Here is a 21576-nt window from a genome sequence, read left to right on the forward strand (position 1 = left end):
TTTTGCATTTGAACAATTAATTATTTTCTAATGGCGTAATAACAGTATCTTTATAACATAAAGCCTTAAATTTTAAAGAGTTGTGTGCTTTGTATTCTTTTAAAATCAATCACTTCTCTTAATATTACCCTAACAAAATTTATTTATGAATACATCTACAATAACAACCACAACAATGCTTCCTACTGAAGCCGCCCAAGAGATTTACGAATTAGCAATTTCCCATAGAGAAGAAACAGAACAATTAAGACGACTTGCGCCTGCCGTAGTAGATCGAATTAAAGCATCTGGACTTTTTAGAATGGGATTACCTAAATTCCTAGGCGGATGGGAAGACAATCCTGTAGAAGTTCTAAAGGCTTATGAAATATTAAGTAGCGGAGAAGCCGCTGTGGCTTGGAGTGTTTGGAACAACCATTTGGCCTGTACTTTCGGTCGCTTTTTAGACGAAGACAGTATGAGGGAAATTTATAAAAATCATTCGGATGTCTATGCCAACTCGGCACGTCCAGAAGGCATTGCCGAAATAGTTGATGGTGGATATAGCGTTTCTGGCCGTTGGTCATTAGTCTCCGGATGTGAGTTATCGGATTGGTTTGTAATGCGCTGCCTTGTGACCTCGGAAGATTTACCGAAAACCTTGGGTCCAGGTGCAAAATTGAAATTGTTTTTTATTCCTAAAGAAGACATTAATATCATCGACACCTGGAGTGTTGGTGGACTAAGAGGTACTGGCAGTCATGATATAGAAATCAAGGATGCCTTTGTACAAGAAAAATACGCTATTGATTTTGAAAACACCATTCATGTTGACAATGCTTATAACAGATTACCAATTGGCTGTTTAAATTCTGCTGGTTGCGCGTCTATAGCCTTAGGCTTATTGAAGTCTGCTACTGATGAATTAATCAGCCTTTGCTTAGAGCGTGTGACACCTGGAAAAAGTCCAGATTTAAGAGACAGAGATTCAGTTCAAAGCACAATAGCCAAAAGCAAGACTACTTTAGCATCTAAGCGTACACAACTGCACAATGCTGTTGAAACCTTATGGAACGAATCCCTTGAAGGTAATACGTACACAGATATACAATTGGCTGATGTTTGGGCGGCTTCGATTGAAGCAGCAACAGCTTCTAGAGCTTTAGTTTCCGAAATATATGCCGTTACCGGTACGGCCTCGTTATATACCAAGTATAAAATTGAACGCGTACATCGCGATGTTCATGCGGTATTACAACATGGTATGGTGCAACCGCATTGGCTGAACCAAGCAGGTATGGCTTATGTAGGACTGAAGCCAAATGGCGCGATGTTTAGGACATAATCTATATTTTTTTTTTGAACACCTTGCTCAGGAATTGCACATAGCCATTGCTAATTCCAAAGTTTTAAATGTTTCCCTTCCCCTTTAAATGAAGTTTAAGAATTTGGCATCGTCCAATATTTAGTTTTAAAAAATTTATTCGCTATTAAAAACGATCATAATGATTGCAGTTATAAAAGAAAAACAGGAATGGAGTGCACTTTTGGCTAAGGCTGAAAATTTAGACTTTTACCATACCTACGATTATCACCATCTTTCAAAAACCGAAGGGGAATCTCCCATTCTTATTAAATACACAGAGGGCGATACCACTTTAGTCCTTCCTTTGTTATTAAGGGACATTGAAAATTCCGATTATAAAGATGCCACATCTGTTTATGGCTATGCTGGATTGTTAGCTTTACATATTGACGCACATTTTAACAAAGCCAACTTTCACAATGAGCTTAATGCTTTTTTTAAAGCACAGAAAATTATCTCGGTATTCTCACGCTTGCATCCATTTATAGAACATCAAGAAGACCTACATACTGGTTTAGGCCACATTTTGTCACTTGGAAAAGTCGTGTATGTAGATTTAACGCAAACCATTGAAGATCAAAGAGCGAAGTATAATAGACGCTTAAAAACCTATGTCAACAAGGCGCGCAAACTTTGTACAGTCATTGAAGGTACGGTAGAAGAGCATGTTCAAACCTTTATCGAATTGTACGAAGAAAACATGAAACGTGTTGATGCTACAGATAATTACTTTTTTGATACGGCTTATTACCATCGCTTATTATCAAGTTCAGATTTTGAAACCAAGCTAATGCTGTGTCAGCACAATGAATCACAAGAGATAATTGCTGGCGCATTATTTATGAAAACCGGAAACATTGTTCAGTACCACCTATCTGGTCTCAGTGAGGAATATTTTGAGCTGAACCCCATAAAACTGATTATTGACGAAATGCGTATCATAGCCACTAATGAAGGGTATAACATTTTCAATCTTGGCGGTGGACTTGGAAGTGAAGAAGATTCACTGTTCAAGTTTAAAAGTGGGTTTTCCAAGGATTTTGAAACCTTCAAGGTTTGGAAATATGTCGTGGATGAAGCCGCTTATAAAACCTTGACCAAAAATCATTTGGGCACTGAAATAAAGACCGAGGAACTCCACGATGGTTACTTTCCCGCATATCGTGCACCAGTAAAAACACATACGGTTTAAAATCATCTTTTAAGTTTTAGAATATACCTATTGTTGTGGTCATTTTAATTATTGCTTTAGAGTCCATAAACAATTGTTGATAAAACATTACTGTATCTTATAATTTAAAGTACCGCTGCTTTTAAAGAACTCGTATTTTTGAAAGTACTAATTTTTCTGCAACGATGCGCATAGAACACGATATAAAACTAGGCTTTAAAGATGTCATGATTCGTCCGAAACGGTCTACCTTAAAAAGTAGATCCCAAGTGACCTTAGAGCGTGACTACAAATTTCTAAATAGTAAAGTAAACTGGAAAGGTATTCCCATTATGGCTGCCAATATGGATACGGTCGGGACGTTTGAAATGGCGCTCGTTTTAGCCGAACACCATCTATTCACCGCCATACACAAGCACTACTCTACCGAACAATGGCATGCGTTTTTAAACGCAGCGCCAAAAAACATTACCGATTATATGGCCATCAGCACGGGCACTGGAAAAAACGATACCAAAAAACTAAAAGCGGTTTTTGATAATCATCCCGAACTCAAATTTATATGTATCGATGTGGCCAATGGCTATTCTGAACACTTCGTCAACTTTGTACAACAAACACGGGAACAGTATCCCGATAAAGTTATTATTGCTGGCAACGTGGTGACTGGCGAAATGGTAGAGCAACTCCTACTCTCTGGCGCAGACATTGTAAAAGTGGGCATTGGTCCTGGAAGCGTCTGTACCACACGAGTAAAAACAGGTGTGGGCTATCCGCAACTCTCTGCGATTATAGAATGTGCCGATGCAGCGCATGGTTTAGGCGGCCATATTATTAGCGATGGTGGTTGCGCCACGCCAGGCGATGTGGCTAAAGCGTTTGGTGCTGGTGCCGATTTTGTAATGCTTGGCGGCATGTTTGCTGGCCATACCGAAAGTGGTGGCGAACTCATCACCCGAAATGGTGAACAATACAAACAATTTTATGGGATGAGTTCTGCTACAGCCATGGACAAATACGTTGGAGGCGTTGCCGAATACCGAGCCAGTGAAGGCAAAACCATTGAAGTACCCTACAAAGGCGATGTTAAAAATACACTCCAAGATATTTTAGGCGGCTTAAGAAGTACCTGTACGTATGTTGGTGCGGAACGTTTAAAGGAATTGACAAAACGTACGACTTTTATTCGCGTGGCTGAGCAGGAGAATTTGGTTTATGGTGGGTAGGGTTTTGGTTTTGCTAAAGTGATCTTATATGATACCTAGCGTATGTAAGCAACTAATTTATCAAATAAAAACTAGATAGAAAATCCGCGAGGATTTTCGTAAGTTAGCTATAACTAGCAATGAATTATATACGTTTTTAGTAACAAGTATTTAATTGTCTTTTACTTGTTCGTCAATAATTTCTTTAAAAGTTTCTAACTTATTAATTGACATAATAAGTCTTTGGAATTCTTTATTTGAAATAAATATTATTTTTCGGACATCATTTGATTCTCTAATAGCTTCAAGATAAGTATTTCTTGTCAAATAACCTGTTGTTGCAATTATTCCAAGTTCAGCTAGACCATTTGTGTGTTTTAATTTACTGCTAAATACAATAAAAGTATTTTTATCTACTTTGTCTTTTGGTTTGTTTTTACATTCAATCAAAATGTATTTACCAAATTTATTTAAAAATGGGTCCTCTATTTCATTTCTAATTATTAAATCAACTTCATTAAGTGACTTATCAATTATTCTTTTATTAATGCTATTATAACCTATAGATTGGAATAAAAGGCTTACGAAATGCTCGAATTTTTCTCCTTTTGAATATGCGTCAGTTTCATTTTTAGCATTTGAATAGTATTCTAAAAGCGCATTATTTATTTCATCAGGTGATTTAAAGGATTCCTGATGATATTTCTCTATTATATCAGAAAGTTTTGGTATCCAAACATCATAATCTTCTTTGTCTAAAACATCAATTATTTTTCCAGTTATAAAAAGGTCTTTTAATTGAAGTAAATATTCTCCTTTGAAAGCAGAAACAATTATAATTTTAGCAAAAGGATTAGTCTCTATTATTTTATTTATTAATTCAATACCATCAAAATCAAAACCATCCATTCTCAAATCCACTATTGCTATTGAAAAATATCTATTCTCGATGGATTCGATGATTTCTTGTTCTTCATAAACACTTTTTAAATCATATTCAGAAGAAAGTTTTGTTCTAAGACCTTTTTCAAGCCCTTGAGCTTGTACTTTTACGTCATCTATAATTAAAACACTTCTTTTCATTCTTCTGAATTTATTATTGGTAAAGATATTAAAAAATATTTTTGGTAATCGTTATTTTCTAATGGACAATATTCTATTGAACCATTATACAATTCGCATAGGTATTTAGCGTGGTGCAAACCTATTCCAGAACCTCCTGTGTTTGAAATTCCATAATCGAAAATCTTATTCTCAATCTTCTTTTCAACTTCTTCTCCGTTATCAAAAATGCTTATTTTTAAGAAGTTTTCGTCTTTATCTACTGAAAACTTAATTATCCTTTTTGTCTCAATTTTTGAAAGGGCTTTCGTTGCGTTGATAATAATATTATTAGTCATTTGAACAACAGACTGAAAAGGTAAACTAAAATATATTTCTTGGTCTAAATCATTCTCTTTAATAAGGGTAATTTTATTTTCATAGAAATTATCTCTATTTAAAAGCTCAACTGCTGTAACTAGACTACTATAAGAAAAATTGTCTTTATCACTGTGAGGAACTAATTTAGAAAAATTTTCTATAGTTTCTCGCATTATTTTTAAATTCAATTTTATCGAGCTTAAATGTTCATCTGTTATTTCATCAGAAGTATTTGTACTTATAACACTGTCAATGCTTTGGATAGAGTTTTTTATATCGTGTCTAGCAAAATTGCTTAACATTGTGATGTGTATATCGTGTGATTTAGAAATTGCATCAATATTTTTTCCGTGTAATCTAAGTTCATTTTTTAATTCTTCGATTCTTTTATTTAAAACAACAGGATTTGTTTTTTTCTTGGGTATGTATTTTTTGTTTCTTTTACTCAATGTATGTCTGTTGTTTTATATTTTTGCTAATTTTAATTATATGAGTCTGTTTTAATGACTTCTATCAGTCGTTACTGAAACAAGTTCAGCACAAGTAGCCAAAGTTAACTTTTTCCAAACAAAGCCACAATACGTAACATTACGTATATTTCAAAAAAACATACCTTATTTTTGTGCTTCAAACAAAAAGCAAGCCTTGAAACTCAAAAAATCAGAATTAAAAGACTTCCTAGACGAAAAAGTCAATCGCTATAATCATCCCAAATTTATTGAGAGTGATCCCATTCAAATTCCGCATCAATTTTCAAAAAAGGAAGATATTGAAATTGCTGGGTTTTTAACGGCAACCATTGCTTGGGGAAACCGTAAAAGCATTATTAAAAATGCGCATCAAATGATGGACTTATTGGACCACTCCCCTTTTGAGTTTGTGATGCAACACCAAACTTCCGACTTAGAGCGTTTTGAGGGCTTTGTGCATCGTACTTTTAATAGTGATGACTTCAAACAGTTTGTTACAAGTCTGCGATATGTATATCAACAGCATCACGGTTTGGAAGCGGTTTTTGCCAAGCATGCTGAGCCAGCGTCACTTCAACAGAGTATTCATCAGTTTAAAAATGTATTCTTTGAGTTACCACATTTAGAGCGTACCAAAAAACATGTGAGTGATCCGCTTAAAAATTCAGCAGCCAAACGTATTAATATGTTTTTGCGTTGGATGGTTCGTAACGACAATAATGGTGTGGATTTTGGGATTTGGGAATCAGTGTCGTCTTCACAATTGAGTTGTCCACTCGATGTGCATTCTGGCAACGTGGCCAGAAAACTAGGCTTGCTAAAACGCAAACAAAATGACGGCAAAGCTCTAGTGGAATTAGACCAAGCCTTGAGAAAACTAGACCCAATAGATCCTGTAAAGTATGATTTTGCTTTATTCGGTTTGGGTGTTTTTGAGGGCTTCTAAATGGCCACTTAAATTTACTATCTTTAGAACTTCAACCAAAAATCTTTCAAAATGAAATATCGCCTGACACTACTTTTAATATGCTGTTGTGCTATCAGCTTTTCACAAGATTTAAAAATTCCTGTAGACACTACTATTGTGAGCAATGGTACCGTAACCATTAAAGGCAAACCCATTACTTACAAGGCCGAAACTGGTTTTCAACCGGTTTGGGACGACGACGGAAAAATCATCGCCTCGTTATATTACACCTATTACAAACGTACCAATGACAGCAAAGGCAACGACAGACCTATTATGTATTCCTTTAATGGTGGACCAGGTTCGGCCTCACTTTGGATGCATATTGCATACACAGGCCCAAAGATTTTAAACATCGATGATGAAGGCTATCCCATACAACCGTATGGTATAAAGGACAATCCTTATTCCATATTGGATGTGGCCGATATTGTGTTTATCAATCCTGTAAATACAGGCTATTCCAGAAAAGTAGCTGATAAGGAAGGTAAAATGCCAGACGACAAATTATTCTTTGGTGTCAATGCCGATGTCAAATATCTCGCCAGTTGGATGAATACTTTCACGACGCGACAAAACCGCTGGCAATCCCCAAAATATATTATTGGCGAAAGTTATGGCGGCACACGCGTTATGGGATTGTCTTTGGAACTTCAAAATAACCAATGGCTCTATCTCAATGGTGTGATTTTGGTGTCTCCTGCAGATTATAAAGTGGTACGTGTTGGTGGTCCATTATCTTCTAGTTTATATTTGCCCTACTACACCGCAGCAGCTTGGTATCATAATAGGTTAGATCCAGCGCTTCAGAAAAAGGATTTATTGGAAATTTTACCAGAAGCTGAAACCTTTGCCATTAACGAATTAATGCCTGCGCTTGCCAAAGGTGGATTCATTGGTGAAACCGAAAAAAATGCTATAGCGAAGCAGATGAGCTATTATTCAGGGTTATCGGAAAAAGTGATTTTACAACAAAACCTAGAGGTTCCCAATCGTTTTTTCTGGAAAGAATTACTACGTGATAAAACTGGGGAAACCATTGGTCGTTTGGATTCCAGATATATTGGTATGGACAGGGTTGAAACTGGCGATAGCCCAGACTATAGCGCAGAACTCAGCTCTTGGGTGCATTCCTTTACACCTGCGATGAATTATTACATTCAGAATGAATTGGGTCTTAAAACCGATGTGAAATACAATGTTTTTGGCGACGTTGGAAATTGGGATCGAACCAACGATAATACAAGGGAAAATTTACGTCAAGCCATGGCACAGAATCCTTATTTAAAGGTGTTGACACAGTCTGGATATTACGATGGAGCCACCACTTATTTTTCGGCTAAATATTCGCAATGGCAAATTGATCCCAGTGGAAAAATGAAAGACCGATTCTCCTTTAAAGGGTATAGAAGTGGCCACATGATGTATTTACGGAATGAAGATCTTGAAAAGGCCAATGACGACCTAAGGGAATTCATAAACAGCTCATTACCAAAGGGAAAGTCAGCTAAATATTGATTTTGTGTTTTTTTTGGGAATTAAAGTAAAACTTCTTAATTATTTTTAACGTAAATAGCATAAGAAACTATTTGATTATAATTTCCCCCAAATATGACAAGCCCAAAATTTCCGAAAAACGAATTACAGCGCTTAGAAGCTGTAAAATCCTATAACATCTTAGATAGCTTACCAGAAGAGGATTATGATAATATAACTGCTTTGGTGGCCTCTATTTGCGATATACCTATTGCGTTGATTGCCGTGTTAGATACTAATCGCAATTTTTTTAAATCATATCATGGCATCCCTTTTAATGAATCGCCTAGGGATATTTCTTTCTGTGGACACACCATCTTGAATGAAGACATATTAATCATAAAAGATGCCAGAAAAGACAAACGATTCATTGATAACCCACTTGTTACAGAGCAGCAAGCTATATTTTATGCAGGAGTACCATTAATTAATCCAGAAGGTTTCCCTTTAGGCACTATTTGTGTTTTCGATCATAAGCCAAGAGAATTAGATAAATCCCAAATCAACGCCCTAAAATCCCTTGGAAAACAAGTGGTCAATCTATTGGAATTAAGGCGTAAAAATTTTATTCTAGAAGCAACCAAAACAGAACTGGAAGATCGAAATAAACGACTGGCCGTTTTTGCCAGTCATGTTTCGCACGATTTAAAGTCGCCATTAGCCAATATTACATCGCTAACCGATTTATTAAAACAAGACGATGCGTCGCGTTTATCGGAAGATTCTAAAGGCTATTTAAACTATATTGAAGAATCTACAACAGTACTTAAAGATTATATTGATGGTATTTTGCGCTACTACAAATCTGACGAACTTTTAAAAGCAAAAAAGGAAGATGTAGAGCTTTCCGAATTAGCTGAAGACATAAAGCGTGTTTTAGTATCCAATACTGATAAAATCATTGCACCCAATACTACAATACAGCATATAAACAAAGCAGCACTTTCACAGATCCTTATTAATTTAGTGGATAACGCTTTAAAATATAATGATAAGGCTGAACGTATGGTGACCATTGCATATGAGTTCCTATCGGACCATCACCAGTTTAAAGTTACGGACAATGGGATTGGAATTCCAGAAAACCAAAAAGATAAGATCTTTGACATCTTCAGAACCGTAAAAAATGATTTTGGAAAGTCGAGTACGGGAATTGGGTTAAGTACCGTAAAAAACCTGGTTGAAAAACTAAATGGACAAATTTCTGTCGATTCTGAACTTGGAAAAGGCAGCACGTTTACATTTACGATAGGATTGTAAAAAGAAAAAGCTGTTAAACAGTATTGTCTAACAGCTTTCAATTGGATCTAAAATTATAATTAACCTTTCAACCAAGCCGCTCTCAACGCTTTCTGTGCGTCGGTTGCCTTTTCATCTTCAACAATAGATTCACCCGTTGCATATGCTTTGGTTAAGGTGGCTTCAATGCTAATCGGTTGACCTTCACGCTCTATTTCCATAGTGATATCTTGGCCTTCTTGCCACCCAAACATGCCTCCAATCACTTGTTGTGCATTTGCCATAGTTAAATCCATACCGTTTACCTTCTTAATGACGTCACCTGCCTGTATATTCTGTGATTTCCAAAATGAATTCTGTAAAGCCATAGGTGCAAAGAAAATAGTCCCTTTTGCTTGATCAGCATCAAAAATCACATTCTGTCCGCCTGCAAAAATATAGTTGGTTTCCACTTTGGTTTCGCCCATCTTTAAGCCCACCATGGCAAAAAATTCATCATAGTTAATAGGTACATCACCTTCAACATGTGTTTTTAGGAATTCACCAACACTTGGATAGGTCATTGCCGTGATATCAGCAATCAGCTTATCATCTTCAAAAGGTTTTTCTTTCCCGTATTTTGCAGAAAGTTCTTTCATTAAGGACAACATACTGCGGTTACCATCACTTTCCTTTCGCATTAAAATATCAACACACATGCCGATAAGTGCGCCTTTCATATACACATTATAATAATTACTGGCATATGGTTCTTTTAAGATATTCTCGCTCATAATCGTAAAGCTCATGGCATCATCCAAACGCTTAGAGGTTTGTATTTTAGAATTGATCGTATTGTAAAATATTTGGTTTTCCACTAAACCTTCATAAACCTGAAAATGCTGCGCAAAGTATTCCGTAACCCCTTCATACATCCATAAATGTTTGGAAAATGTCGGTTGGTTGTAATCAAAATAGTGTACATCTTCAGAATGTACAGATAATGGTGTTACAATATGAAAAAACTCGTGAGACACCACATCAATAATGGAACTCTTTAGTGACTCTAAACTTTCACTTTCGCTAAAAACAGCTACTGTTGATGTGTGATGTTCTAAGGCTCCAAAACCTTTAGGGTCATTTTCACCTCCTCTGGATAAGTATAAATAAATGTCGTAACGCGGTGTTGTATTCACATCGCCTAAATAACGCTTTTGCGCTTCCATCATTTTGTAAACCGTCTCTTTTAAACTTGCTGCAGTATGTTTACCTGTTGGCGAATAAAGACTCAAAACGATTTTAATATCACCTACCATAAATTCTTCAACATCCAAATTTCCATACATCATTGGGTTATCGGTAATATCGAAATAACGATCTGCAAAATAGCTACTGGTCATTGTTGTACCATCTGCGCTAGTCGTCGTACCTTTATTTTCTAAAGCAGACGTTCTCTCAAAAGAGGCAGGAGCAGTGACATCCACAGCATATTGATTGTTCTTTAAAGAATCAAAATAACCAACAAACCCATGTAGGTTTAACACATAGTTATCGTCTTCGATATTAGTACCACCTGGCGAAAATATATCCTCTCCTCCTATGCCACCAGTCGTTTCAATGTCAAACGTATCATTAACATAATATTGAAGTTTATCTAATTTCGTAGCCTCAGTAATGGTCCAAGTATTATCATCTACTTTGGTTACCGTTAATTCATTGCCATCATAATCCAAAGCTTTAAAATCATCAACATACTTACCGAAATCACTTACGGAATAGGTACCTTGTACAACTCTTGGCAACCTATACGTTACCGTTTCAGTTGTAAAACGTCCAGGATTAATAGTTACTGGCACTCTATCATTATTGACTGCGGTTAAATCCAAAGCCGTCATAATAGGATTGCTTACTGCTAAATCGTCTACCGTTGGTTTTGCAGATCCGCAACCTACCAAAACGATACTCAAGCCAAGAATGGCTAAATAATTCTTCATGTTAAATATTTAATTTTTTTACAAGTCTTGCAAATCTACAATCTGTTACCACTTAAAATCTAAAGGTTTTGTTAAATTCGCAGCATGTTAAAGCCCTTAGTGAGCATTTTAGTCCCTTTCAAAAACACGGACGCATTTATTGCCGAATGTTTGGATTCTATCTTGAACCAATCCTACTCCAATTGGGAAGCTATTTTTGTTGATGACCATTCTGATGATGATTCACACACTATTGTTGAACGTTATGCTGAAAAAGATAGCAGAATCAAGTTCCATAAAAATGAACACTCCGGAATTATCGACGCTTTAAAAACCGCTTACCAACATAGCTCTGGAACTTATATCACGAGAATGGACAGTGATGATATCATGACACCAATCCGACTTGAAACCATGGTCACCAATCTTGAAATATATGGTAGAAAGCATTTAGCCGTAGGTCAAGTAAAATACTTTAGAGCAGACGGTTTAAGTGATGGTTTTGCACGCTACGAACAATGGTTAAATAGTTTAACGGTTGAAGGTAAAAACTATTCTGAAATTTACAAGGAATGTGTTATTCCCTCACCCTGTTGGATGTTGCATCGTATGGATTTTGACGCCTGTGGTGGTTTTAATTCAAATGTTTATCCTGAAGATTACGATTTAGCGTTTCGGTTTTATAAAGCCAACTATATTTGTATGCCCTGTGATAAAGTATTGTTACATTGGCGCGATTACAGTACGAGAACCTCAAGAACGCATGAGCATTATGCCGAGAATTCATTTCTCGATCTTAAAGTGCATTATTTTTTAGAATTGAACTATGATGCCTCGAGACCCTTAGCCATTTGGGGCGCAGGACATAAAGGCAAAACATTGGCTAAAATACTTCTAAAAGAAAATATTCCGTTTTTCTGGATTTGTGATAACCCAAAGAAAATAGGAAAACATATTTATGATCAAGAACTTTATAATTTTGATTATTTAGCGGAACTACAACATCCCCAGAGTATTGTAACGGTTGCCAATTCTAAGGCTCAAAAAGAAATTACACGTTATTTTGAAAGTCAAAAGATGCAATCCATGGTCGATTATTTCTTTTTCTGTTAAATTTCCCTAAACCGAAACTAGGTAATCTCTTAGCATTCTATATATTTGAAGCTATAAAAGACCTTTCAGGTTTTAAAAACTTGAAAGGTCTGTAAAAACAACCATAACAGGAATGCAATTCAAAAATCCCGAATTACTTTACGCCCTATTTTTGCTGGTCATTCCTATTCTTATACATTTATTTCAGCTACGCCGTTTTCAGAAAGTTGAATTTACGAATGTAAAGTTTTTAAAATCAGTAAAGCTTCAAACACGAAAGAGCTCACAGCTTAAAAAATGGATTACACTTTTTACACGAATGCTTCTTTTAGCATGCGTTATCATTGCATTTGCCCAACCTTTTATTCCGAATACAGAAGATTTCAATGAAGCCCAAGAAACCGTAATTTATTTGGACAATTCCTTCAGCATGCAAGCCAAAGGGAGCAATGGCACCTTGCTTAACGAAGCCATTCAAGATATCATAAATACCTTACCTGAAGATGAGACCATCAGTTTGTTTACTAATGATAAAACCTTTAGAAACACAACCGTAAAAGCCTTGAAAAATGATTTGATTCAATTGTCACATTCCCCAACACAGCTCAATTATGATGCGGCTTATTTGAAAGGAAAACAGTTGTTTTTAAATGAAGGTGCTGCGACTCGGAATTTGGTTTTGGTGTCCGATTTTCAGCAAAAAGGAAATCTATTGAATTTTGAAGCAGATTCTACGGTGCAACTAAAATTGGTACAACCGAAATCGACCTTGGTTTCCAATATCAGTATCGATAGTATCTATGTGTCTAACGCAACAGCTGAAACTCTAGACCTTAAGTTAAAATTATCCAATGAAGCCGAACCTATCGATAATGTGACGATTTCGTTATTCAATGATGAGGTGTTGCTTACAAAAAGTGCCGTTGATATAGACAAAGAAGCAGAAGCTACGTTTACGGTTGCCAATAATAAGGTGATTAATGGTAAACTAACCATAGACGATGCAGGCTTGCAATATGACAATACGTTCTATTTCAATATCAATTCAAAACCTAAAATTAAGGTGTTGACTATTAATGAAGCAACGGATGATTCGTTTTTAAATCGGATTTATACCGATGATGAATTTGACTTTAAAAGTTTCAAATTGAATTCACTTAATTTTAATTTGATTCCTGAACAAAATCTCATTGTCCTTAATGAACTTGAAACTATTTCAAATGCCTTAAAAACGGCTTTAATTGCCTTTAAAAACGATGGTGGAAAACTCTTGGTAATTCCTGCTGATAAAATTGATTTAAATTCTTATAATCAGTTATTTAGTGCGTCTAACAGTAATGGTTATTCCGATCAAAACGCCAATGAAAAAAGAATAACAAGCATCAACTATAACCATCCACTTTTAGCGAATGCTTTTTATTCAAAAGTGACTAATTTTCAATATCCTAAAGTGGCAAAATCGTATCGTTTTTCTTCCAATTCCAACTCTGTTTTGTCCTATGAAGATGGCTCGCCTTTTTTAGTGGGAAACACAAACACCTATGCCTTTTCTGCAGCTTTGAATTCGGATAATTCAAACTTTAAAAATTCACAATTAATCATTCCTGTGCTGTATAATTTAGGATTACAGAGTTTGAAATTGTCAAAATTATATTACACCGTCGGTCAACCAAATTCTATTGCGATTCAGACGTCCATTGGACAAGATGATATTTTAACACTAGATTCTGACGAAAACTCTGTGATTCCACTTCAAAAAACCTATAGCAAATCTGTGCTTTTGGAAACAGAAGATTTCCCTAATACTGCCGGAATTCTGAAGGTTAAGAATAAGGACAATGTACTTCAAAATTTAAGCTTCAATTATAACAGAACAGAAAGCAATCTCAGCTACTATGATTTAAACACCTTGGCAGATGCAAACGTAGAATCGAGTTTAGCCACGACCATTAACAACATAAAAAGTAACACAACTATTAATGCGTTATGGAAATGGTTTGTTATTTTTGCACTAGTATTTTTAATTATAGAAATGCTGCTTTTGAAATTTTTGAAATAAAAAATTTAAAAAAGTTATTATGTTAGTGAGTTATTTAGTCGTTTTGCTTTTATAACTTAATAATCTAATATCTCACATAACCAAAAAAAATGAACGCACTCATAAAATCTGCAACCATCGTTGATTCTAAAAGTGATTTTCACAATGAAACGGTTGATATTTTAATTGAAAAAGGTCGTATTTCCAAGATTTCCAAACGCATTGCCAATCCTAATAATTACCAAGAAATAAAACTGGACAACTTGCATGTGTCGCAAGGTTGGTTTGATAGCAGTGTTTCTTTTGGTGAACCGGGTTACGAAGAACGTGAAACCATAAGCAACGGTTTAAAAACTGCTGCACGTTCTGGTTTTACGTCGGTAGTTTTAAACGCCAATTCCAATCCTGTAATTGATAGCTACGCAGATATTACATTTGTGAAGTCTAAAGCAAATGGCAATGCGGTTAAGCTCTATCCTACTGGCGCATTGACACAAGGAAGCAAAGGCGAGGATTTAGCGGAATTGTTTGATATGGGTAATGCTGGAGCGGTTGCTTTTTACGATTACCAAAAACCGATTTCCAATCCAAACCTGATGAAAATTGCCTTGCAATATGCCAGTAATTTTGATGGACTGGTGTTCTCGTTTCCGCAAGAATCAAAAATTTCGGGACTTGGTGTTGCCAACGAACATATAAACAGTACTAAATTAGGATTAAAAGGAAATCCGGCGTTAGCAGAGGAATTACAAGTCGCACGAGATTTATTCCTATTGGAATATACCGAAGGCAAACTTCATATACCAACGATTTCAACAGTAAAATCAGTGGAATTGATTCGTGCTGCAAAGGCTAAGAAACTGGATGTAACGTGTAGCGTGGCCATTCATAACTTGGTTTTTACGGATGATGTTTTGCAAGAATTCGATACCAATTTTAAAGTGCTTCCGCCTTTAAGAACACAAACTGATTGTGAGGGGTTGATTGAAGGCCTAAAAGATGGCACCATCGATATGGTCACCACAGACCATAATCCGATAGATATTGAAGATAAAAAAATAGAATTTGATTATGCTAAATATGGCACCATCGGTTTAGAGTCGGCTTTTGGTGCACTCCAAAACATCTTTACGACTAAAAAAACGGTCAGTCTATTAACTCAAGGTAAATCCCGTTTTGGCATTTCTGAAACTGCGATTAGCGAAGGTCAAATTGCAGATTTAGCATTGTTTAATCCAGATACAACATACGAGTTTACTACTACTCACTTGTCGTCCCGTTCTAAGAATAGTATGTTTTTGGGTTCAAAACTGAAAGGCGCAACTTATGGCGTTATTGCTAATAATAAAATGGTATTAAAATAATGGATCACACTACTATTGAAGAGGGGAAAACGATGGCATTGGTTGCTTATTTAACCTTGTTAGGAACACTCATTGCCTTTTTTATGAACCAAGATAAACGCAATCCGTTTACTGCGTTTCATGTAAGACAAGGTCTAGGGTTAGGCCTACTTTACATCATTATCGCCTTTGTGGTCAGTAGCTTGGATAGCATGATGGCAAGCATGTCCTTTTGGATTTTCTTTTCCGTTTTATATCTGTATGGTATTTATGGCGCTATTACTGGGAAGCTGAATAAAATCCCAATGCTAGGTGACTTTTTTCAGAATTTTTTTAAATCAATTGGCCAATAAACATGTCGAAACTACATTATATTACAAGACCTTCTTCGCTTAAAGAAAACGCACCATTACTCATCATGTGCCATGGTTACGGTAGTGATGAAAATGATTTGTTTTCGTTCGCTTCGGAATTACCAGAAGAATTTATGATCATTTCCTTAAGAGCACCTTACACCATGCAACCCTATGGAAATGCGTGGTACGCCATAAATTTTGATGCCGAAAAAGGAAAATGGAGCGATAACGAACAAGCCAAACAATCCGTGAAATTAATAGCCGAATTTATTGATTACGCTTGTGGAACTTATGCTGTAGACGCAAACAATGTAACCCTTTTAGGCTTTAGTCAGGGTACGATATTAAGTTATGCCGTTGCATTGACCTATCCTGAAAAAGTAAAGAATATCATCGCCTTAAGTGGGTATATCAATGTAGATATTTTACCAGAAGCGATTGAACCCTCTGATGTTGCCCATCTTAACTTCTTCTGCTCCCATGGTTCCGTGGACCAAGTCATTCCTGTGGATTGGGCTAAAAAAACACCCGCTTTTTTAGAGGCCTTGAACATTAATCATGTGTATAAGGAATATCCTGTTGGACACGGCGTTGCACCTCAGAACTTTTATGATTTAAAGGCTTGGTTGGATAAATATAGGTAGTCTAAATTGAATTTATTTGCTAGTCTTCCCATTCCTGAAGCCTATCCAAATACAAATAACTTTCTACAAACTTTCGGTGTTCTGCGCTGGTCATTTTTTCAACCAAATTCAATGCTGAAATATAACTCGCCAAATTCCCGTTGGAGGAACTGAATTTACCGTCTTCTACAAAAGTCACGAGACTATCGTTTTGGACTTTCAAATTCGGATATTCTTTTTGCAGTTGTTCGCCGCCACCTATCCAAGTGACAATTTTCTTCCCATCTGCAATTCCAGAAGCACCAATAAGTTGCGCACCAGCACAGTTGCTGACCACATATTCGGCTTCCTTATTCTTTGCTCTAATAAAATTCACGATTTTCTCATTGTGCACTTGAGCAAACATATCATAAGCACTTGGCACAAATAAAGCGGTTAGTTCTGGACAGTTTTCAAACGTATAATCCGGTACAAAGTGCATCCCTTCTTCGGTGGTGATGGGGTTTTTAGTTTCGGCTATAGTCACTACATTAAACAATTGTTTTCCGTCTGCCGTTGGCTTTGCAAAAACGTCTGAGGTCGCAATAACCTCACTTTGCAACACCCCATTGTACATTAAAAGTCCAATAGTTGGTAATTCAGGTATAAATGGCTTTAGGTGCTTGGTTAAAGTATCTGTTTCAATATTTGTTTGATTTATGGCTTCGCTATTGGAATTCTTATTTGATTTGTTTGAATTACAACTCATCAAAATAGCTATAAGTGTCAATAATGTTATGTTCCTTAATTTTTCCATTTTATATAATTTTTTTTTGTACATGACAAAAATTGATAGTATGGAATATTTTCAATTTCCCGAAGGGAAAAGAATTCGTGCTAATAATTTCGTTTCGAATGCATTAGATTGAAAGTTCATTTTAAAATATTACGTTTTACCACTATAAATTTTGCCACGAATACACGAATTCAATCGTTTCTTATAAGATAAAATAATTGACTATCTATATCACCGATAAAACAGACCTAAGGTCTGTTTCCAAAATCTATATACTTTCGATTTATCGCAGATATAAGATTCGAGTATTCGTGGCAAAAAAATTCATTCCTTATATTTTTGTCATATACTTAAATAATTTTTGAGATATAATAATCCCTAGCCTACTTTCGGGTACATTAAATACTCTACCAATTTATATTTAAGATCGTTGTTTTCATCTATCTCATAAGAGACAAATATCTCGCCCCAAAATTCGCCATCCGTAAAATTGGCAATGATCCATTTGTGATTTAAAATTCGGACTTTATTGATTAATAATTTAGAATCCGTCATGGAAACATAAGGCACAATTGGATGATCCTCGCCTTCGTAATCATTCATATTATAAAGGCCTTCAATAATTGCAGGAATCAATTTTTCAGTATTATAACCTTGTGCTTCAAAATACGTTAAGGCATCCTCGTTGCCTTCAATATTGAAATAACCCAATTCAAAATTCTGTGCTTCCAAAGTTTTAATCCGTTCTTCACTTTCGGAAAGCTGGGATTTTACAGTCACAATATCTTTTTCATATTTATCAATGATGTTTTTTGAATTCACATATTGAAAAATGAGCAGTAATACAGAAAAAATGAATAAGTACATTAAAATTTTATGCTTCATATCTAAATGGTAATTTGCAAGTTATCGTAAGCTAAAAAAACGTTTTCCGGTAAGTTTTGTTGTACTTCATCATGAAACCCTAAAAGATGACTGATATGCGTTAAATAAGCGCGTTTAGGATTCACACGTTGAATAAAATTTAAGGCTTCTTCTAAATTGAAATGTGAAATATGTGGTTCTATCCGTAGGGCATTAATCACTAAAACCTCTAAATTTTGAAGTTTTTCTATTTCTTCGTCCGAAACAGTCTTCATATCGGTTAAGTACGCAAAATTATGAAATCGATATCCAAAAACGGGAAGCTTATAATGCAACCCTTCAATAGGAATAATATCAAGATTCCCTGCTAAAAAGGATTCATTTTTCACTTCAATCTTTGTCACACTCGGCACGCCAGGATATTTCTTTTCTGTTGTAAAAATATAGTCGAAGCGTTTCTCTAAAGCCTTAAACACCCGTTGATGCGCATAGAGTGAAATATCGCCTTGACGAAAGAAAAACGGACGAATGTCATCTAATCCCATCGTATGGTCGGCATGTTCATGGGTAAAAATAACACCATCGATTTTAGTGACTTTTGCCCTGAGCATTTGTTGTCTGAAATCGGGTCCACAATCGACCACAAACGTATAATCGTCCCATTCTACCAAAACCGAGACCCGTAAGCGTTTATCTTTAGGGTTGTCGCTTAAGCAAACAGGATGATCGCTTCCTATGATGGGAATACCTTGTGATGTGCCAGTACCTAAAAATGTAATTTTCAATCTCAATGAGTTTAGCAATGCTTAATATTGAAGCGGAATAACAAAAATAAACTTATTTTTTTGTTTGCGATAGTAAAACTGTACCTTTGCTTATAACGACATAAACCCAATTTCTATGAAGGATGTAACGTACACAGGCGACACGGAATTTGAAAATATTCCATCACTTAAAGACAAGGCCTTGCGAATTAACCTTAATGCCGATATTTATGGTACCTTTTCTGAAATTGGAGCAGGTCAAGAAACGGTTCGTCAGTTTTTTAGGGCAGGTGGTGCTTCTGGTACCATTGCCAAAGCCATGTCTGCATACGATAAAGACTTTAGTGATGCTATTTATGGCATTGAAGACGACAAACGTTATGTTACTGAGGCCAGACTTCGTAAAATGCTAAATCATGAAGTTGCTCTAACCGAAGAGCGCATTACAAGGGACAAGCATCCAAACAAAATATTCTTCTCATACGCCAATACCGTTGCTACCATAGATTTTGCTAAAAAGTACAAAGGCCATGGTTGGGTTGGGATCAAATATCAAGTTGCTCCAGGTGCTGAATATAATGATATTGTTTTACATATTCGTTTTAAGGAAACCGATGCGCGTTTACAGCAAGAGACACTCGGTAAATTAGGAACTAACTTAATTTATGGTGCGTTTTACAAATACAATCAACCACGAAAATTATTACGTTATTTATACGATCACTTAGATAAAGACCAGTTAGAAATTGATACCATCAATTTTGCAGGTCCTGTTTTTAAAAATATAGATAACCGATTAATGAGTTTGCAGCTGGTTAAAAATAATATGACTGATGCCGTAATGTTCGCGCCAGATGGGAATAATGTTTTGCCAGCGCGTGTACTTTACAAAAAGAATATCTTAACACTTAGAGGTAGCTTCAGACCTGTTACAAAGGTCAACATGGATATGTTTGAGAAATCCTACGAAATGTTCATTAAAGAGAATAAAGTGGATAAGGATAAAACTCAAGTTATTTTCGAAATTACCTTATCTAACTTAAGAGCCGAAGGTAAAATTGATGAGCAAGATTTTATGGATCGTGCGAAACTTCTATGTTCATTAGGACAAACCGTATTGATTTCCAACTTCCAAGAATATTACAAACTGGTGGAATACTTCTCTCAATATTCTAGAGCAAGAATGGGATTAGCAATGGGTATCAACAATCTTGTTGATATTTTTGATGAGAAATATTACCGTCATTTAAGTGGTGGAATTTTAGAGGCCTTTGGAAAACTGTTCTATAAAGATTTACGTGTGTATTTATATCCGATGCAAAATGACGATGGCAGCTTAACCACTAGCGAAAACCTTAAGGTACATCCACGTATGAAAGAACTTTACAAATTCTTTAAGTACAACGGCAAAGTGGTGGATATTTCTGAATATGATACGTCCAACCTTTCTGTTTTCTCAAGAACCGTTCTAAAAATGATCTCAGAAAATGAAGACGGTTGGGAACCTATGCTACCAGAAGGTGTTTCTAAACTGATTAAGGAAAAAAGCTTGTTTGGTTACGAAGCAGAGGAGGTTATGCATAAGAATTAAAACCAAAACTTATAATAAATAAAATGCGTACTGATTTAAATTTTTGGCACGCATTTTTTTTGCTAAAAATTCAAATTGCCCAAAATATTAAACCACGAATATGAAAAGAAATTTTACTCTGATTTTTTGCTTAATTATAACTTTTGGGTTTTCACAAATAAAAGAAATTCAAATCGAATTTATTGGGAATTGTGGATTACATATGACTGATGGAATCACAAATTTCTATATAGATTTCCCATATAAATCTGGAGCTCATGGCTATATGGAATTTGAAGAATCGGAATTAGATAGTGTTAAAGAAAATTCTATTTTCATTTTCACCCATAAACACTCTGACCATTACTCTAAAAGGAATCTAAAAAAAGTAATAAAGAAAAAAGGCGGAGAGACATATGGTGTTTCTAATATTTCGGAATTAGAAGAGTTAGGAGAATCCATAGAAAATTTTGAAATAGAAACATTTAAAACTGACCATACTGTTTTTGGAATTTCATTCCGCCACTACTCGTATTTAATTACTTGGCACAACAAAAAAATCTATTTATCAGGCGATACAACCGAACCTAAAACTATTGGGAAAATGGAAAAAATTGATTTAGCATTTGTTCCTTATTGGATTTTGGAAAACGCCAAAGAACAAAATATGACAATTGATGCGAAGCTATTCGCTGTTTATCATTTACATCCTGACCAAATACCAAGTGCAAAAGAAAATTGGGATGAAGTAGAAAATATTAGACCTTTGGTTGAACAAGGAGATAAAATTACGATTGAATTAGAATCTGAACGTACTACTGTGGATAACAAACGTATCTAACCA

19 protein-coding genes are annotated in these 21576 nt (G+C 35.6%); 13 read left to right on the plus strand and 6 right to left on the minus strand.

The annotated features are described in order from the left end of the window. Positions 1-145 precede the first annotated feature (145 nt). The 3 genes from HM987_RS11755 to HM987_RS11765 all read left to right on the plus strand — a co-directional run bounded on the left by HM987_RS11755 (position 146) and on the right by HM987_RS11765 (position 3742). Positions 146-1324: an acyl-CoA dehydrogenase family protein gene (locus tag HM987_RS11755; protein ID WP_179008264.1), complete on the plus strand. Its 1179-nt coding sequence runs from the start codon at positions 146-148 to the stop codon at positions 1322-1324. Between the two features lie 160 nt (positions 1325-1484). Further along, the gene (locus HM987_RS11760) at positions 1485-2537 is read left to right on the plus strand and encodes a peptidoglycan bridge formation glycyltransferase FemA/FemB family protein (RefSeq protein ID WP_179008265.1); all 1053 of its coding nucleotides are present in this window, start codon (positions 1485-1487) and stop codon (positions 2535-2537) included. Positions 2538-2701: 164 nt separating this feature from the next. Next, positions 2702-3742: a GMP reductase gene (locus HM987_RS11765; RefSeq protein ID WP_179008266.1), complete on the plus strand. Its 1041-nt coding sequence runs from the start codon at positions 2702-2704 to the stop codon at positions 3740-3742. 150 nt (positions 3743-3892) lie between these two features. Here the strand turns inward: HM987_RS11765 and HM987_RS11770 are convergent, their stop codons facing one another. Together HM987_RS11770 and HM987_RS11775 are read right to left on the minus strand one after the other, a co-directional pair. After that, positions 3893-4804, minus strand: coding sequence for a response regulator (locus HM987_RS11770; RefSeq protein ID WP_179008267.1), 912 nt, complete (start codon positions 4802-4804; stop codon positions 3893-3895). Beyond that, positions 4801-5592: a sensor histidine kinase gene (locus HM987_RS11775; protein ID WP_179008268.1), complete on the minus strand. Its 792-nt coding sequence runs from the start codon at positions 5590-5592 to the stop codon at positions 4801-4803. The genes HM987_RS11770 and HM987_RS11775 overlap by 4 nt, the downstream gene beginning before the upstream one ends. A gap of 196 nt (positions 5593-5788) precedes the next feature. On the opposite strand from HM987_RS11775, the gene HM987_RS11780 reads away from it, so the two are divergent. From HM987_RS11780 to HM987_RS11790, 3 genes are all read left to right on the plus strand, one after another. After that, a complete protein-coding gene (locus HM987_RS11780; protein WP_179008269.1) occupies positions 5789-6559 on the plus strand; it encodes a TIGR02757 family protein in 771 nt (256 codons plus the stop codon). Positions 6560-6610: 51 nt separating this feature from the next. Then, positions 6611-8098 (plus strand): S10 family peptidase, encoded by a 1488-nt coding sequence (locus HM987_RS11785; RefSeq protein WP_179008270.1) that lies wholly within the window; start codon positions 6611-6613, stop codon positions 8096-8098. Between the two features lie 93 nt (positions 8099-8191). Further along, entirely contained in the window at positions 8192-9376 is a 1185-nt protein-coding gene (locus HM987_RS11790; RefSeq protein ID WP_179008271.1) for a sensor histidine kinase, read from the plus strand. Positions 9377-9435: 59 nt separating this feature from the next. Here HM987_RS11790 and HM987_RS11795 read toward each other — a convergent pair whose 3' ends face one another. Continuing rightward, entirely contained in the window at positions 9436-11328 is a 1893-nt protein-coding gene (locus HM987_RS11795) for a M61 family metallopeptidase (RefSeq protein WP_179008272.1), read from the minus strand. Between the two features lie 84 nt (positions 11329-11412). On the opposite strand from HM987_RS11795, the gene HM987_RS11800 reads away from it, so the two are divergent. The 5 genes from HM987_RS11800 (at position 11413) to HM987_RS11820 (ending at position 16780) form a co-directional block, all read left to right on the plus strand. Further along, positions 11413-12420: a glycosyltransferase family 2 protein gene (locus HM987_RS11800; protein ID WP_179008273.1), complete on the plus strand. Its 1008-nt coding sequence runs from the start codon at positions 11413-11415 to the stop codon at positions 12418-12420. Positions 12421-12532: 112 nt separating this feature from the next. Continuing rightward, the gene (locus HM987_RS11805) at positions 12533-14458 is read left to right on the plus strand and encodes a BatA domain-containing protein (RefSeq protein WP_179008274.1); all 1926 of its coding nucleotides are present in this window, start codon (positions 12533-12535) and stop codon (positions 14456-14458) included. Positions 14459-14547: 89 nt separating this feature from the next. After that, the gene (locus HM987_RS11810) at positions 14548-15801 is read left to right on the plus strand and encodes a dihydroorotase (RefSeq protein ID WP_179008275.1); all 1254 of its coding nucleotides are present in this window, start codon (positions 14548-14550) and stop codon (positions 15799-15801) included. Then, complete coding sequence (locus HM987_RS11815; protein ID WP_179008276.1) at positions 15801-16133, plus strand: hypothetical protein; 333 nt, start codon at positions 15801-15803, stop codon at positions 16131-16133. The genes HM987_RS11810 and HM987_RS11815 overlap by 1 nt, the downstream gene beginning before the upstream one ends. Positions 16134-16135: 2 nt before the next feature. Continuing rightward, positions 16136-16780, plus strand: coding sequence for an alpha/beta hydrolase (locus HM987_RS11820; protein ID WP_179008277.1), 645 nt, complete (start codon positions 16136-16138; stop codon positions 16778-16780). A 19-nt stretch (positions 16781-16799) separates the two neighbouring features. Here HM987_RS11820 and HM987_RS11825 read toward each other — a convergent pair whose 3' ends face one another. From HM987_RS11825 to HM987_RS11835, 3 genes are all read right to left on the minus strand, one after another. After that, positions 16800-17555, minus strand: coding sequence for a DJ-1/PfpI family protein (locus tag HM987_RS11825; RefSeq protein ID WP_179008278.1), 756 nt, complete (start codon positions 17553-17555; stop codon positions 16800-16802). A 357-nt stretch (positions 17556-17912) separates the two neighbouring features. After that, entirely contained in the window at positions 17913-18419 is a 507-nt protein-coding gene (locus HM987_RS11830; RefSeq protein WP_229724424.1) for a hydrolase, read from the minus strand. 2 nt (positions 18420-18421) lie between these two features. Continuing rightward, a complete protein-coding gene (locus HM987_RS11835; protein ID WP_179008279.1) occupies positions 18422-19183 on the minus strand; it encodes an MBL fold metallo-hydrolase in 762 nt (253 codons plus the stop codon). Between the two features lie 115 nt (positions 19184-19298). Here HM987_RS11835 and HM987_RS11840 point away from each other — a divergent pair, with 115 nt between their 5' ends. Both HM987_RS11840 and HM987_RS11845 read left to right on the plus strand, forming a co-directional pair. Then, entirely contained in the window at positions 19299-20753 is a 1455-nt protein-coding gene (locus HM987_RS11840; RefSeq protein WP_179008280.1) for a TonB-dependent receptor, read from the plus strand. A gap of 100 nt (positions 20754-20853) precedes the next feature. Next, on the plus strand, positions 20854-21573 hold the full coding sequence (locus tag HM987_RS11845) for an MBL fold metallo-hydrolase (protein ID WP_179008281.1): 720 nt from the start codon (positions 20854-20856) through the stop codon (positions 21571-21573). The last annotated feature ends 3 nt before the right edge of the window (positions 21574-21576 follow it).

The organism is Winogradskyella forsetii (assembly GCF_013394595.1).
In the GTDB taxonomy this organism is placed as follows: Bacteria; Bacteroidota; Bacteroidia; order Flavobacteriales; family Flavobacteriaceae; genus Winogradskyella; species Winogradskyella forsetii.